Below are 14,497 nucleotides of genomic sequence, written 5' to 3' on the forward strand. Positions count from 1 at the left end.
CCCGCCAGGCTACTCACGAATGAGCACGCGGCGCACGGCTTCGGCGCGGCGACCAAACTCCTCTGCGGGAACGCCTTCGCGGATGCACTGCTCAATGAGTTGCTGCATGCCTGCGATGTAGAACCGGGCCATATCGTCGACAAGCTTCATGTCCGCGTTTTCCCAACGGGCGGCGCGGGGCAGGAGTTGTTCGCGCATGGTGGGCAGCATGACCTCGTAGACCTGGTTATCCAGGAGGCTGTGGATCGGCGAGTCGATGATGCGCGTGGCGGCGGTGTAGTGACCAGCGGTCGCCTGTGCCAGTGCAGTGACCGACGCTTCAAAGCTCTTGTCAATGCTGAATCGTTCCGCGAAACTGCCGTAGGCCGCCAAGACCCACTGCGCTGCGGTGGCGAGCACGAGGGCGTCGCGGTCCTCAAAGTGCTGGTAAAACACCTGACGGCTCACGCCTGCTTCTTTCACGATTTGCGAGACATTCAGATCAGCGACCTCGTAGTCGTTGAGAAGGCGCATGGTGGCGTCGATTAGCGCCTTGCGAGTGCGCAGCGCGCGCGGGTCTTGGCTGTCCGAGCGGCGGCCCGGGAGGGTAGTTTCAGTCATCCCATGTCTCCAAAAGATTTCCGACATTAGTGTTATGTGGTATGAGCCTAACCGATGACACTCTGGAACTGTTACATGCCCTTATTAGAAATGGATGCGTCAACAACCTAACGGCAGATTCTGGACACGAGGAAAGAAACGCCCGCACGCTGCAGGAATTCTTCGGGGATACCCGTGTAGACGTAGAACGCTTCGAACCCCATCCGGGTCGAGTTTCCGTAGCGTTTTCCATCGAAGGCACCGACCCCAACGCCGAGCCACTCACCCTTTTGGGCCACACCGATGTCGTGCCCGTCGACGAGGATAAATGGACAGTTGACCCGTTTGGGGGTGAGATCAAAAACGGCCGCATCTACGGGCGCGGCGCCACCGACATGCTCTACATCACCGCAGCGATGGCGGCGGCTGTGCGCGACGTTGCACGATCCGGCGTGCGCCCGAAAGGCACCCTGACCTTCGTGGGATGCGCCGACGAGGAGGCCCGCGGTGGCCTCGGCGCGGCGTGGCTTTCGGAGAACGCGTCGTTCCCTTGGGCGAACTGCCTATCCGAGGAGGGCGGCTCACACCTGCCCGTGTCTGACGGCTCTGACGCGCTCGTGGTCGTCGTCGGCGAGAAGGGCGCAGCTCAGCGGCGTTTGACGGTGCATGGCGACGCCGGCCACGGCTCCGCGCCGTTCGGCCGCGACATGGCGGTCACCAAAATCGGTGAGGTCGCGCGCCGCATCGCCACCATCACGCCCGAAGTGCGTAGCGACGACATCTGGGAGGGCTACGTCCGCGCCTGGAAATTCGACCCCGACACCGAAGCGGCCCTGCTGCGCGGCGAAGGCTACGAGACGTTCGGTCAGCTGCAGAGCTACTCCCACGCCATGAGCCACCTCACCATCTCCCCCACCGTGCTGCGTGCCGGCGAGGCGATCAACGTGTTGCCGTCCGTCGCCTGGATGGAGCTCGACATCCGGCCCTTGCCTGGCCAAACGCAAGAAGAGATCGACGATCTGCTGCGGGAAGCGCTCGGCGACCTTGCCGACGAGGTGGAGATCACCCACCTCATCACCGAACCCGGCACCGTCTCCCCCACCTCGGGCCCGCTTTACGACGCCATCGTGGACACCTTCCACGAATTCTTCCCCGACGTCCCCGTCGTCCCGACGATCGCGGCGGGTGGATCCGACCTGCGCTTTGCTCGTCGTAAAGGTGGTGTCGGCTACGGATTCGCCCTCCACGGGCGCGGCGAAACGCTGGGGTCTGTTCTAGGTGAGCTCCACAGCCACGACGAATCCGTCTCCCTCGAAGACGTCGACCTCACGGTCCGGGCGTACCGTTCCCTGATCCGCCGCTTCGTCGGGGCGTAGTTCCGCCATTTCGGTTCATATGCAGGGCTCGATATGCGTAACCGCTGGTCACCGCGTTTTCCGAGTTTCAGCCACAATTTCTCGAAAACCCTCCTACCTGGACTTACGCATATCGAGCCCTGCATATGAAGGTTTCACGCCCTTCCAAGGCCCGCACCACCTGTCACATCTGCCCCATCCGTGACATACTGTCCCGCATGAAGTTTCGTACTCTCGCTATGACCGCGGCGCTGGCCGGCACGATCGCCGCCGCGCCGACCGCCCAGGCTGACGCCATCGACGACACCCTGGCGAAGCTGCCCGCGGGTCCGATCTCCTGCGACCAGGCCTCCCGCTACTGGACCAATGACGCCGACTACCAGCAAAAAGTCCGCCAGGCGCGCACGATCGCGATGTTCGACCGTCGCGGCCCGCAGATCCTGGATGCGCTTTCGCGTGTCGACGAAGCCGCCAACCGCTGCGGCCTCAAAGGTACAACCGGCGGCAACAACAGCAACTCCAACAACGCCAACAACACCGCGCCGAAGCAAAACGCGCCCGCGCAGCAGCCAGCACCTGCCCAGCAACCAGCCCCGCAGCCAAAGCAGCAGCCGAAGATTCAGCCGCAGTTCCCGGAGCGCATCAACCTCACCCCGGCTGGCGTGCCGTCGGTTGATGTGCCGGTCGCGGGCGTGACCACGCTGCAGTTGCCGGACCTGCTGAAGTTGCTGCAGGACGCGTTGGCGCAGATCCTGGCTTACTTCAAGATCCAGCTGTAAAGCTCGTTGCCGTCGGCGTGGATTCGCACGCCGGGCGTGGGGTCAAGCCACAGGTCGGTTTGCAGTGAGTTTTCGCCGTCGGTGCAGGTAAACGAGATCGTTTCGTTGGTCTTGTCCAGCACCTCAACGCGAGCCCGCGTGAGCCATGCGTTGCGACGACGCACCCCAATCAGCTTCTGGTACTCCCCATAAATCCAGCCGCCCAGGGGTGAGAGTTCCGCCGGGGTGGCTGGCAGGGCGGGCCGGACGGCGTCGTCGGCAGACCAGCCCTCCCCGCGGGTGCCGGTGAAGCCTTGCTCGTCGCCGTAGTAGATCGACGGCATGCCGGGCACGGTCATGAGAATCGCGGCGGCGAGGACGAGTTTGTTGGTTCCAACCGTGGAGGCGATCCGGTCAACGTCGTGGTTGCCAATGAACGTGTTGGTCAAAAGGTCTGCGGGGTGGCGTTCGAGGGCGTGGGCGAGTTCCCAAAAGTTGGCGTCGGCAAGCGATGACCAGGTGGCTTTCCACAGTTCATACTGGGTGACTGCGTCGAGCGTGCCGGACGCGGCGATCTTTGCGTAGTCGCCGTGGATGACTTCCCCGAGAAACATTGCGTCGGGGAACTCTTCGCGAACCCGGGCGAGCACGTCGCGCCAGAACTCGGGCGGGACGGCGTAGGCGACGTCGAGGCGCCAACCCGCGATGCCGCGACGCAGCCAGTGGCACATGATGTCGACGACCGCATCCCGGATCTCTCGCTCGTCGTGGTGGAGGGTGGCCAGTTCGTTGTGTCCCTCCCACTCCGTATCGCCGGCGAGGCCCTGCTCGACCCAGGGGTGGGTGCGGGCCACGTGGTTAAACACCCCGTCGAGCATGAGGTTGATGCCGCGGGAGGAGCATTCGCGGATAAGCCAGTCGATGTCGGTGTCGTCGCCAAGCCGTGCGTCAATGCGCATGTGGTCGAGGGTGTCGTAGCCGTGGGTGACCGACTCGAAGATGGGACCGAGCAGCAGGCCGTTGCAGCCGAGTTCGACCAGGTAGTCCAGCCACGGCTCGAGGCCGCGCAGGCGGTGTGCGGCATCTTTAGTGTCGCGGATCGGCGCGCCGAGCGCGGCGAGCGGGTAGACGTGCCACCAGATTGTGCGATCCAACATGTGCCCGAGCCTACGCACCGAGCAGCGCCAGCGGTACGACCGCGATTCCGTCGGGGCGGCGGTAGGCGCGGTTGCCGGTGGTGAGGATCACCGCGTCCACAACATCGTCCGGGAGTTTCTCGCGCAACCAAAGTAGGTGCTTGACGTCGTCGTCACCCACGTTGGCGGCCAGTTTGACCTCCAATGCCACGATCGCACCGTCTTGGTCCTGTGCAATGAGGTCGACCTCTCGATCCCCTTTGACCGTGCGGAAGTGGCCGACAGTACCGAAGGATGCTTGCGCCGCTACCCGCACGGTGAGGGTGGCGAGCGACTCGAACAGTGGTCCGAGCAGATAGTTAAACCGCCCCGTGAGTTTCGCAGCTGGAATCTCCAGCAGACGCAGGACAAACGCTGGGTCCGCAAGCTGGTGTTTCGGTGCTTTCGCGAGGCCAGCGAACGGGGAGCGTCGCATGTCCCAAGCTGGCACGGGGTCCAGCATCCACAACTCGGCGAGTTTTTCTCTGTACACCATCGTCGTGGATTTGGCGGGTTTGTTGGTTTGTCCGGGCGTGGCTGCGTCGAGAATTTCCTGGTAGCTCGTCGTCGTGGAGCTGGCTGCTGCGTACGCCGCTAGCCAGTTCATCAACGCTGTTGGGTTGCGCGCGGTGTAGCCCTGCTCAGGGAGGTCGCGATCCACCACACGGGTGAGATAGGAGTCCAGCTGCTGGTTGCGGAGTACCGGTGGCGCTTCATAGAACCCCGGGAAGCCGCCGGACGCTATCGCGTCAATGTAGTCTTTCAGGGTTTTGTCGGTCTCGCCTGCGATGGTTGCGTCGCCTTGAAAAAGTTCGCGCATGCTTATCGACGACTCCCAGCCACGCCGTTCAAACAACGCCAACGGTCTCATCCGCATTGACAAGATGCGCCCTGCTCCGCTGTGAGTATCAGTCCCGGCTACGGGAGTGGCTGAGCCGGTCAGGAGAAAACGCCCGGCGGGAGCACCATTATCCACCGCCCGCCTGACGTAATCCCAGGACTCGGGGTGGCGCTGCCATTCATCGATCAAGATCGTGCCATCAGGGCTTGCGGTGAACGCCGGATCCGAGGCGAGAACTCCGGCACCCTCATCCGTGTCGAGCTTGAGCACCGTCGACGCTCGCCGGCGCGCAGTTTCGGTTTTGCCGACACCTTTCGGCCCCTCAACCGCAATAGCAGACGCATACGGAAGGAGCTGGTCAAGTTGGGTGTCTACGGCCCGTTGCAGGTATCCCATAGACACGAACCATACCAATTTTCCGTCGTGAATCGGTCGTTTTTTCCGTCATGAATCGGTCGAATTTTCCTCTCTGCGCCGAATGAGTGGCTGCAGGCCCTTGGCAATGCGCTCGCGCCACTCCTTGGCAATTTCTTCGTAACCGCTGTCGTGGGGGCGCATGCCGCGGTGGGTGAAGTTGACCTTGGTTTTGCCGGACTCGTCCTCTTCGATGTCGAAGATAAGCGACGTGTCGTCCCACTCGTGGTCTTCCTTGGGGTTGTCGGTTGGTTCGACGTCCCAGACGATGCGCTTGCCGTCGTCGGCTTCCTTGACGGAGAAGCCGACGTAGCGGTCGTCGTCGGAGTAGTGGAACTCGGAGCCTTGTTCGGCGGCGTCGCCTTCGACGCGTTCGTCCCACCAGGTTTTGGGTTTGGTGATCGCTTGGTAGACCTCTTCGCGCGTGGCGGGGACGGAGAAGGAGGCGGTGAAGTCGCGGATGGCTTGGGCTGTGGTGCCGTCGGCAAACTCGTAGTCCGACAGCGTGTGGTCCGGGTCGTAGATGGAGATGTTGTAGCCCTCGTCCCGGTACTGCATCAGACCGTCTTTGATCAGGTCGCGGCCAGCCTTGTTAAACGCGGTCACGCCGGAGACGTCAAGGATGAGGTTTGTGCTGGTCAGACGGCGCTCGGAAAGACCACGCAGGATCCTTTCGGCGGAGGTGAACGTGATCATGCCTTGCAGTTCGACGATTTCGGCGTCGTCGCGGCGTTCAATGCGACGGATGCCCGGCGCGAAGTAGAAGTTCGACGACAGCAGGTTCAGCCCCATGGAGCTGGACAGTTCTCGGAAGATTTTCACGCCGCGCACGGAGTTGCCCTGTTTATCCAGGCGCGGGCTTAGCGACGCAATACCTAACTGGCCTGGCAACGTCCCGATCAAACCGCCGGCCACGCCTGACTTCGCAGGGATGCCGACGTTGACCATCCAGCGCCCGGAGGCGTCGTACATGCCTGCGGAGACCATGACTGCCTGGGCGAGGCGAGCTGCTTCCGCCGAGACGATGCGCTCACCGGTGACCGGCTGGATGCCAGCGTTGGCAAGGGTGGCAGCCATGACGGCGAGGTCTTTCACGGTGGCCAGAATGGCGCATTGGGCGATATAAGAGGCGACGGCCTCGTGGGCATCGTCGCTAATCGTGCCCGCTTCGCGCAGCATGTGGGCGAACGCCTTGTTGCGGTCGGCGGTTGCCTTCTCGGATTCGAATACCCGCTGATCAATGCTCAGTTCGCGGCCGGCAAGGCGGGAGAAGTAGGCGCGGAGTTTCTCGCTGCGCTGCTCCACGGGGATGTCGGGGCCGCCGATAAGTTGGTTGACGGTGATGGCGCCGGCGTTGATAAGTGGGTTGGCGGGGCGGCCTTCGTCGTCAAGCGAAAGCGCGTTGAATGCCTCACCGGAGGGCTCAACGCCGACGTGGGCGTGGACCTCATCGGGACCGTACATGTCCAGCGCCAGCGCGTAGACGAACGGTTTGGAGATGGACTGGATGGAGAACTTGTAGTCGCAGTCCCCGACCGCGTAGAGCTGTCCGTCCGCAGTGCAGAGTGCGAGGCCGAGCTTGTCGGGGTCAGCGTGTTTGAGCACGTCGATGTAGTCGGCGCGGTGGCCGGAGTCGTGGTCGCGCACGGATTCGACGATGTCCTGCAGGTATTCAGTCACTGGCGAAGGCATGGTGGCAAGTGTAGGCCCGAGCACGACACATTCGAACATGTTCGAACACCTGTTCGCCTCGTGTCGTGCGCGGTGGTTAGATTCACCTCATGAGCGATTACAGTGGCACCGCCCGCCCACACGGCCTTGAAGTTACGTGGAAGATCTGGGGCGATCTGAACGACCGCGATCTGCACAACGTGCAGGCTTTTATGGACGACTTCTTCGCGGTCTGGAAACCACGCCCGACCCGTGGTTTTAAAACTCCCATGGACTACGCGACGCTCGCGTATGCGCGGCAGTGCTTTGACCTGGCGGGAGACGCAGCCGACATGCACGTCTCCGATCAGTTTTTCTACCTCGACGCGCTGCGGCAGGCGATGGAGCAGTTGGAACGGGTCGAACCCCGGTTTGTCTACGCCCACTCTCTCGCCCGGTACGCAACGCAGCTTGCGGGTGAGTTCGATATCGAAGACGCGATGGACGGCGCCTGGGACGAGCTCCGCGCGGTGATGCCTCAGCCGTTGACGCGGCCGATCCCAGGAGTGACCGAGTACGCGATTGGCGACGACACCCAGTCCCCCGCCGACTTCGACATCATGCGCCTGCCCGACCCCGACACGTTTAGCGTGCGTATCGGCTCACTCACCGCAGACGAATTCGTCCGCGAAGGACGCCAGGTGTTTTCACTGGACATGGTCCCGGAGGAGACCGTCCCACTGGTCTTTATCGACCGCGCATTTCCCCTCGGAAGAGTATCTCTGCGGGTGGACGTGGACGACGACGGCACGGAGCTGCCACACGAGATCCTGCGCGATGTGCGCGTCGGCATCGACGACTACCTGGACAGCCTGGTGGGCTGCGGCACGAGCGCGGTCGAGTACTACTTGTCGTGCGCCCGCGCCCAGGAGTGTACGGGCCTACTGGTCGAATCCCCCGCTGCGGGCCCGCTCGTTGCTGCGGTCGGCGAATCGCTACATCACGTTGTGGCCCGTAACCCTTCCGCGGCACCCGCGCGTTTGCTTTACGACGAACTCACGTCCACCACCGATCCCGACCTGATTTTCGAGTACGCAAATGCCATCTACCACTGGATCCCGCGTGACTTTCGTGTCTGTTTCCCCACCAGCAACACACCGGAGGCGGACGCGTTGAAAGACGCGCTATTCGAGTCGTTTAGGGAGCAAGACATCGGATTTGCCCGGGTGGTGCTACGCGGGCGGCAACAACAGAACCAGGCTCCGCTGTTGAACCACTTCGCTGTGGACTTTTTAGACACGTTCGGGGAGGCGGAGGACCTGCCGTATTCAAACTGTTTCCTCATCCAAGACATCAACTCCGCAACACGCGACCTGTTTTAAAACGGCTATAATCGTGTTTATTCGATCCGCGACTTCAAGGAGGCCCTGATGTACGTTGACACGTTCCCCGACTCGAAACGCAAGTATCTCTCGGATGCGCACGCTGAGACTGTGAAGGCCACGCTCGCACCGGTCGCCGACAACATGCAGACCATCGCGACCACCTTCTACTCCAAGATGTTCGCGGCGCACCCGGAGCTCATCTCCGACCTGTTCAACCGCGGCAACCAGAAGCAGAACGCACAGCAGAAGGCGCTGGCCGCGTCGGTGGTGAAGTTCGCGGCGCATCTTGTCGACGACTCCCAGCCCGACCCCGTGATGATGCTCGACCGCATCGCGCACAAGCACGTCTCCCTCGGCATCACGGAGGACCAGTACCAGATCGTGCACGACAACTTGATGGCCGCGATCGCCGAAACGCTCGGTGAGGCCGTCACACCCGAGGTGGCCGAGGCCTGGGACGCGGTCTACTGGCTGATGGCGGACGTACTGATCAAGCACGAAAAGGAGCTCTACGCCTCTGACGGTGTGGCGGATGGCGATGTGTTCCGCCGCGGCACGGTGACCGCCAAGGAGGCCCTGAGCGAAACGGTCACTGCGTTCACCGTTGAGGGGGATTTCTCCGCGCCGAAGCCTGGGCAGTACACGTCGATCGGCGTGAAGCTCGACGACGGCGCCCGCCAGCTGCGTCAGTACTCGATCATCGATGGCGACGCATCGCACTACCGCATCGCGGTGCAGAAAGACGGCGAAGTGTCGTCGTACCTGCAGGAGCGCGTCGCAGTCGGCGACACCGTCGATGCCACTCTCGCCGCCGGCGATCTCGTGCTGCGCCCGGGCGAGAACCCGATTGTGCTCATCTCCTCCGGCATTGGTTCGACGCCGCTGACTGGTATCCTCACGCACCTGGTCAAGCACGACGATCCGCGTCGGGTGACCTACGTGCACTCAGACTCGTCGGAAGCCACTTGGGCGCAAGCGCAGGAAAGCCGCGACCTGGTGGCCGCGCTCAACGACGGCTCGATCCACCCGTTCTTCCGCGACAGCGGTGAGCGCATCGACATCCACAACATCGATGTCGCAGGCGCCGACGTCTACCTCTGTGGCGGGACCGGCTTCTTGCAGTCGCTACGCGACGACCTTGCCGCCCTCCCGGAAGACAAGGCGCCAGCGAACGTCTTCTACGAGCTGTTCAGTCCGAATGACTGGCTCGTGTCCTAAGCACGCTTGGTCAGCCGGGCACCGCACTCCCCCGGCCTGTCGTGGGGGCGCAGTTGCACCTTGACGCCGCCAAGCCTCCCGTCCAGAAACCCCTCGTGCAGCGCACAAATTACCGGAGCCGGACGTTTGTTGCTCTCGGTGACAAACGGGCAGGCATTGAGGCTAAGTTCGCGCACTTTCCGGGTGGTCGCATCTGGACGCTGCAGCGGGTCAAAGCCCAGCTCGCGCAGCAGTTCCGCGATTTGTCGTTCAGCCGTGGCCAGGTCCACCTCATCTGCGCCGTTGTCGCGACCTTCGTTCACACGGTCTGCCCACTCGCGGCCAAGTGCCTTGGCGGCATCGGTGTCGTCGGCAGACAGTTGGCTGGCCAGCACCTCCACGAGCGACACAATCGCACCCGATGCCCGGCTCGTAGGCGCAACGCGTGCGGTGTAAATATGCGACGGGCGCCCCCTGCCAGAACCAGTGGCAACCCTGCGACTGATCACCCCGGCGGCCATGAGCTCGTCGAGGTGCCCGCGCACAGTGTTGGGATGCATGCCCAGTGCTTCGCCAATTTCAGCAACCTGGATGCCTTCGGCGTGGGACTGCACCTCTTGGAAAACCTCGACTTGTTTCGCGCTCAGGCGGTGGACGGCGGTTATCAGCTCACCAGCTGGCCGCGGAGCATACCTACGTTCCATGCGCGTTCTCCTGAGGGGTGTATCAAGTCCGCCAAAATTATATGTGTTGCTGAGTTGTAGTCCAACTTGGTTTTTCTCGGATTATACAATCTCAACGTCATCAACGAACACCAAAGGAGCCGATCCGTGGCACGCACAACGCACTTCGCCGCCTGGTCCGCAGTGACTGCGCTCGTCGCTGGTACCGCAACGGCAGCGACATTGCTCGCACCTGCGCAAGGTGAGATCCCCACCGGCGACGACGTCGTCCACGTTGACGTTGATATTGAGCGGATGCGGTTCATCCCCGACCGGGTGGAGGTGCCCCGCGGCACGAAACTCGTGGTCAACCTGACCAACTCCGGCGAGAAAGAGCACGACCTGAAGGTCGGCGAGGGCTACTCAGGCCGGCTCAGCCCTGGCGAGAGCGCTACCTCCTACTACGGAGAGTTCAACGTTGACACACTCGGCTGGTGCACCATCGCGGGACACAAGACGATGGGAATGCTCTTTAGGGTCGACGTGACGCCTTAATCAGCGCAACCTGCGCCTTTACCGCGCGGGTCAGCAGCGGGATAAACGCCACAAGCACGCCAAACACGAGGAAGGACAGGACAATCCGCGCGTAGGAGTTGTTCACCGCAAGCCATGCCAAAAGGGCCACGTTGAATAGGCCGACGCGCAGGTAGGCACCACGGTTGAGTTCCCGCAGTCCGGACTTTACCGCTGCTGGACCGCCACCCATCATGGTTGGCATGAGGTAACTCATGGTGCCGATCAGCAGTTGTGCCGCGAACCCGAGCAGCAGCGGCAACGTCGGAATGTCAGCGGACCCACCGAACAGGCGCACCGCGTACCAGGTCAGCCCGCCGATGAGCCACGCAACTGCACACAAGGCAGAGAGGGCTGGGTAGGTGATGCGGCCGCGAGGGTCGGCAAACACCGTCAGTGCGTTGACCACAAACCCCTGGTAGAGCCACACCCAGCCTGCCACGATCACCACAGCACCAATGCCAGTGACCACGGACATTCGCAGCAGCGCACCCGCGACTGCGAGCACAACACCCGCCCCGGCGAGCACCAGTGCGACACCGACCCGGTCGACAGCGCGCGTGCGCCACATCGCCGGGAACAGGATGCTCAGCGCGCTCATCGCCGCAAAACCGACGAAGCCGCCAACGTTGATGAACATGTGCGCCTGGCGCACCGCACCGTGCCACTGACCAGGCAGTCCGGCCGACAGCGCCGCGCCGAACAGCGCACCGACCGGCAGACAGCACGCCGAGGCCACGAAGCCGTACACACTCGCATTGCTTCGTTGCGACGCCCTCACCTGCCCCGCCAACACCACCGCATGCCACGCCACCACAATGCCGACGACCAGCGCGCCGACCCAGGTCAGCCAGTACCACAGCAGCATCTGGCCAATCAGCGTTGCGACGATGCCGGCGTTGAGCAGATAGGTGCGGGTGAGCTGGGCGGGGCGGGTGGCGTCGTCAAGCTTGCGCCCCAGGAAGCGCTCAGTGAGCGTCTGCGACCACAACAGGATCGAGTTTGTCAGAATGCCCAGCGTAAAAATGTGGATGAGCAGCCACGATCCCTCAGGGATGAACGGGTGGACAAGCCCCACGATGATGAACACGCCCATCCAAATGCTCACCGGCTTGGAGGCTTTGCGGTGCCACGCCCGCGGATTCATATCAGGCATTGACCGACCCCGACTTCGGGTTGTCGCGGAAGCACCACCACGTGGCCGCCGCGAACACAACCGCAGATACGGCCAGCACGAACAGCACATTCTCGTACGACTCGGTGTACGTCGCGCCACCATCCAGACCCCGCTGGAGCAGCGAACCGGTCAGCGCGACGGTGGTCAGGGTGCCGAACTCGTAGGAGACCTCCTCCACACCCGCCGCCATGCCGGAACGGTTCATCGGAGCCGCGCCAATGATCGCAATCGACGACACACTCATCACCGAGCCCACCGCAAAGCCCAACACCGCAAGCGACACAACCTCGAACAGCACGCTATGCGACGACGCGCCCACCACCAGCAGACCAGCCCCCACCACCGATAACGCGAAACCACCAGCGATCAACGGCATGAAGCCAACCTTGTGCAAAAACGCGCCACCGAGCGTCGACGCGGGAATGGCGGCCACGGCCATGGCGACGACGGTGGTGCCGGCCTTCAGGGGCGTAAATTCGTCGACAAGCTGCAGCTTCTGCGTCGTCATCAATTCCGCGCCCGCCATGATGAACATGCCACCCGCCGCGGCGACAACGCCGCCGGTGAACATGCGGGACCGGAAGATGTCGAAGGTGAGCAGCGGGTCATCGAGGCGCGCCTGACGCCGCACAAACAGCCACGAGCCCAACACGCACGCCACGATCGAGCCGACCAGCAGCGCGACGCTTTGGGTGTTCGCAGCCTGCTTGATCGCCATCGTCAGGCCCGACAGCGCAACCAGCGAATACAGCGAAGATATGACGTCCCACGCCTTGTTCGGATTCGGCAGATTCGGCGGCGCCAGCCACACCGTAAGCACGAGCGCAAGCAACACAATCGGCACGTTGATGAGGAACACCGAACCGACCCAGAAGAACTCCAGAAGCAGACCACCAACCACCGGTCCGAGCGCGCCGCCAACCACGGCAACCGCGCCCCAAATACCGATGGCAAGGTTGCGCTCGCGCTCGTCGGAAAACGTCAGGCGAATCAGCGCCAACGTCGCCGGCATCATCACAGCCGCACCAACACCCAACATGGCGCGCGCCGCGATCATCTCAGCCGTGCCCGGCGCGAACGCCGCACCCAGCGACGCCACACCGAAAATCCCGAGACCGATCAGGAACATCTTGCGGTGGCCCACCCGGTCCCCCAGCGTGCCTGTGCCAAGCAGAAGGCCCGCAAGTGCAAGCGGGTAGGCGTTAATGATCCACAGGCCCTCGCTGGGACCTGCGCCGAGACTACGTTCAAGCGCGGGCAACGCCGTGTACAAAATTGAATTATCCAGCCCGATCATGAGCAGGCCGAGTGATACAACAGCAAAGAAGCCCCAGCGCTGCGCGGGTGTGCTGGTGGATTCCATGCGGGGAATACTACCGCGCGGTTCTTTTTCACCTTGTCGCAGGATCTACGCCAGGTAGGCCGCACCTTGCTGCATAAGTCGCTCTAAGTACAAATAGCGCTGCTTAGTCACCCAACCACTGCCTTTACCGGACGCAGTATTTTCAATTTCACTTGGCAAAGTCCGATGCGCTCCAAGTGGTTGCGTTTCGTCCTTTGAGGTCAACACAAACGCTTGATACCGACCTTCAACCCCACTGCCATCACACCATCCATTTTGAGATAGCTCTTCAATGGCTTGCGCGATTTTCCGCAGTTCAGGCCTGTTGCGGTCTTTTGCCTCTTTCCTTAAGAGCCGCGCCTCGTTCAAATTCCAGGTGATATTGTCCTGCCGATACTTGACCGCAGGAATCTCAGTTTGAATCTTTCTGTCAACATAAAACGCAAGATGACGCACAGGACGAAACGTTCGTCCTGATTTACAGACATACACAGACGTCTTTTTATAAAGCTCCCATTCCTTCTTTCCAGGAACTAACAAAGTATCTGCTGGTTCGGTCGGGCGCCGGTTGTACAGGGACTCAACGCGGTCTACTGCCTTAAGAAAATGCTCGAACGCAGGATCAACATAGTTCGCCACCGCAAATATTCGATCGCATTCAAACGGGACATCGGTATCAAGAATCGAATCGTGGTGAGCCACGCGATTACGAAAGTTCCTAATCCCTTCCACTGCGGCGCCAACTTCGCTACGACTTCGGGCATAAGGGAACGCGCGTTGCAAACAGAGGCGCCAGAGCTCGTCGTTGCCTTTTCCGAGCATTCGAGTCCAAAATCCGAAATGCAAGTTCGCGGTTATCTGCGCCCGCGAATCTCGGTGGTGGGGACTTAATCCCTCCCTTGTGTCTTCAACCCTTTCCCGGACTCCTTCTCCAATTAAAGGATTTCGAGAGAATATCCACGGCACTGAGCCAGCATCGTGTTCGAAATGCTCCCTGAGAGCCTTATCGATGACGTTTCTCAGCCCAACTTCAAAATGGGCAAGTAACTCCAGACCTGCAGAGGCAACCTCCCCAGCCCAAAGATAAAGCTCTCTGGCTTTCTGCACATCGTTGTTTGCTTCCTGCAGATACGGCGCAAAGCGCGAGTCACTGACGAGCTTTGAGAAGAAAAACTCGGAAGCAGGACCTTCAACCCCATCTAAGGACCCCAAAGTGTCAACCCCCTTGACCTTTTATGAATGTGCGCACAAATCCAGCACCTATGCTTGGACGTAGCGCCCTTTAAGTGTAATCTCTTTCTCGTACGCCCCGGTGTCGCCTCTGCTCAAGCAAGCGCCCGGGGCTTAAAATTTCCGGGTTAAGTAGCAAAATGTGTGTCCGGTCGGCGT

The 14,497-nt window shown here is 61.8% G+C and carries 13 protein-coding genes; 5 read left to right on the top strand and 8 right to left on the bottom strand.

Translation table 11 applies throughout. The annotated features are described in order from the left end of the window. Positions 1-9: 9 nt before the first annotated feature. The gene (locus HMPREF3120_RS07960; RefSeq protein ID WP_070452019.1) at positions 10-600 is read right to left on the bottom strand and encodes a TetR/AcrR family transcriptional regulator; all 591 of its coding nucleotides are present in this window, start codon (positions 598-600) and stop codon (positions 10-12) included. 41 nt (positions 601-641) lie between these two features. Here HMPREF3120_RS07960 and HMPREF3120_RS07965 point away from each other — a divergent pair, with 41 nt between their 5' ends. Together HMPREF3120_RS07965 and HMPREF3120_RS07970 are read left to right on the top strand one after the other, a co-directional pair. Continuing rightward, on the top strand, positions 642-1,955 hold the full coding sequence (locus HMPREF3120_RS07965; RefSeq protein ID WP_070452022.1) for a M20/M25/M40 family metallo-hydrolase: 1,314 nt from the start codon (positions 642-644) through the stop codon (positions 1,953-1,955). Positions 1,956-2,152: 197 nt separating this feature from the next. After that, positions 2,153-2,713, top strand: a complete 561-nt coding sequence (locus HMPREF3120_RS07970; protein WP_070452045.1) for a hypothetical protein — start codon at positions 2,153-2,155, stop codon at positions 2,711-2,713. Here the strand turns inward: HMPREF3120_RS07970 and HMPREF3120_RS07975 are convergent. The 3 genes from HMPREF3120_RS07975 to HMPREF3120_RS07985 are packed head-to-tail and all read right to left on the bottom strand — an operon-like array spanning position 2,692 to position 6,814. After that, on the bottom strand, positions 2,692-3,849 hold the full coding sequence (locus HMPREF3120_RS07975) for an alpha-amylase family protein (RefSeq protein ID WP_070452025.1): 1,158 nt from the start codon (positions 3,847-3,849) through the stop codon (positions 2,692-2,694). The genes HMPREF3120_RS07970 and HMPREF3120_RS07975 overlap by 22 nt on opposite strands. A 10-nt stretch (positions 3,850-3,859) precedes the next feature. Continuing rightward, positions 3,860-5,104, bottom strand: a complete 1,245-nt coding sequence (locus HMPREF3120_RS07980; protein ID WP_070452029.1) for an ATP-binding protein — start codon at positions 5,102-5,104, stop codon at positions 3,860-3,862. A 48-nt stretch (positions 5,105-5,152) separates the two neighbouring features. After that, entirely contained in the window at positions 5,153-6,814 is a 1,662-nt protein-coding gene (locus tag HMPREF3120_RS07985; RefSeq protein ID WP_070452048.1) for a glutaminase, read from the bottom strand. Between the two features lie 89 nt (positions 6,815-6,903). On the opposite strand from HMPREF3120_RS07985, the gene HMPREF3120_RS07990 reads away from it, so the two are divergent. Both HMPREF3120_RS07990 and HMPREF3120_RS07995 read left to right on the top strand, forming a co-directional pair. Further along, positions 6,904-8,154, top strand: coding sequence for a hypothetical protein (locus HMPREF3120_RS07990; RefSeq protein ID WP_070452032.1), 1,251 nt, complete (start codon positions 6,904-6,906; stop codon positions 8,152-8,154). 48 nt (positions 8,155-8,202) lie between these two features. Next, positions 8,203-9,375, top strand: a complete 1,173-nt coding sequence (locus HMPREF3120_RS07995) for a globin domain-containing protein (RefSeq protein WP_070421964.1) — start codon at positions 8,203-8,205, stop codon at positions 9,373-9,375. Here HMPREF3120_RS07995 and HMPREF3120_RS08000 read toward each other — a convergent pair. Beyond that, the gene (locus HMPREF3120_RS08000; protein ID WP_070421963.1) at positions 9,372-10,058 is read right to left on the bottom strand and encodes a helix-turn-helix transcriptional regulator; all 687 of its coding nucleotides are present in this window, start codon (positions 10,056-10,058) and stop codon (positions 9,372-9,374) included. The genes HMPREF3120_RS07995 and HMPREF3120_RS08000 overlap by 4 nt on opposite strands. 126 nt (positions 10,059-10,184) lie before the next feature. Here HMPREF3120_RS08000 and HMPREF3120_RS08005 point away from each other — a divergent pair, with 126 nt between their 5' ends. Further along, positions 10,185-10,571, top strand: coding sequence for a cupredoxin domain-containing protein (locus tag HMPREF3120_RS08005; RefSeq protein WP_070421962.1), 387 nt, complete (start codon positions 10,185-10,187; stop codon positions 10,569-10,571). On the opposite strand, the gene HMPREF3120_RS08010 is transcribed toward HMPREF3120_RS08005, so the two are convergent. From HMPREF3120_RS08010 to HMPREF3120_RS08020, 3 genes are read right to left on the bottom strand one after another with little or no spacing between them, the layout of a single operon-like run. Further along, positions 10,549-11,745 (bottom strand): copper oxidase, encoded by a 1,197-nt coding sequence (locus HMPREF3120_RS08010; protein WP_141739407.1) that lies wholly within the window; start codon positions 11,743-11,745, stop codon positions 10,549-10,551. The two genes, HMPREF3120_RS08005 and HMPREF3120_RS08010, sit on opposite strands and share 23 nt — an antisense overlap. Next, on the bottom strand, positions 11,738-13,129 hold the full coding sequence (locus HMPREF3120_RS08015) for an MFS transporter (RefSeq protein ID WP_070421960.1): 1,392 nt from the start codon (positions 13,127-13,129) through the stop codon (positions 11,738-11,740). Before HMPREF3120_RS08015 ends, HMPREF3120_RS08010 begins: the two co-directional genes overlap by 8 nt. A 45-nt stretch (positions 13,130-13,174) precedes the next feature. After that, positions 13,175-14,320, bottom strand: a complete 1,146-nt coding sequence (locus HMPREF3120_RS08020) for a hypothetical protein (RefSeq protein WP_083284843.1) — start codon at positions 14,318-14,320, stop codon at positions 13,175-13,177. Positions 14,321-14,497: the final 177 nt, after the last annotated feature.

This window comes from Corynebacterium sp. HMSC11D10 (genome assembly GCF_001806995.1).
GTDB lineage: Bacteria > Actinomycetota > Actinomycetes > Mycobacteriales > Mycobacteriaceae > Corynebacterium > Corynebacterium coyleae.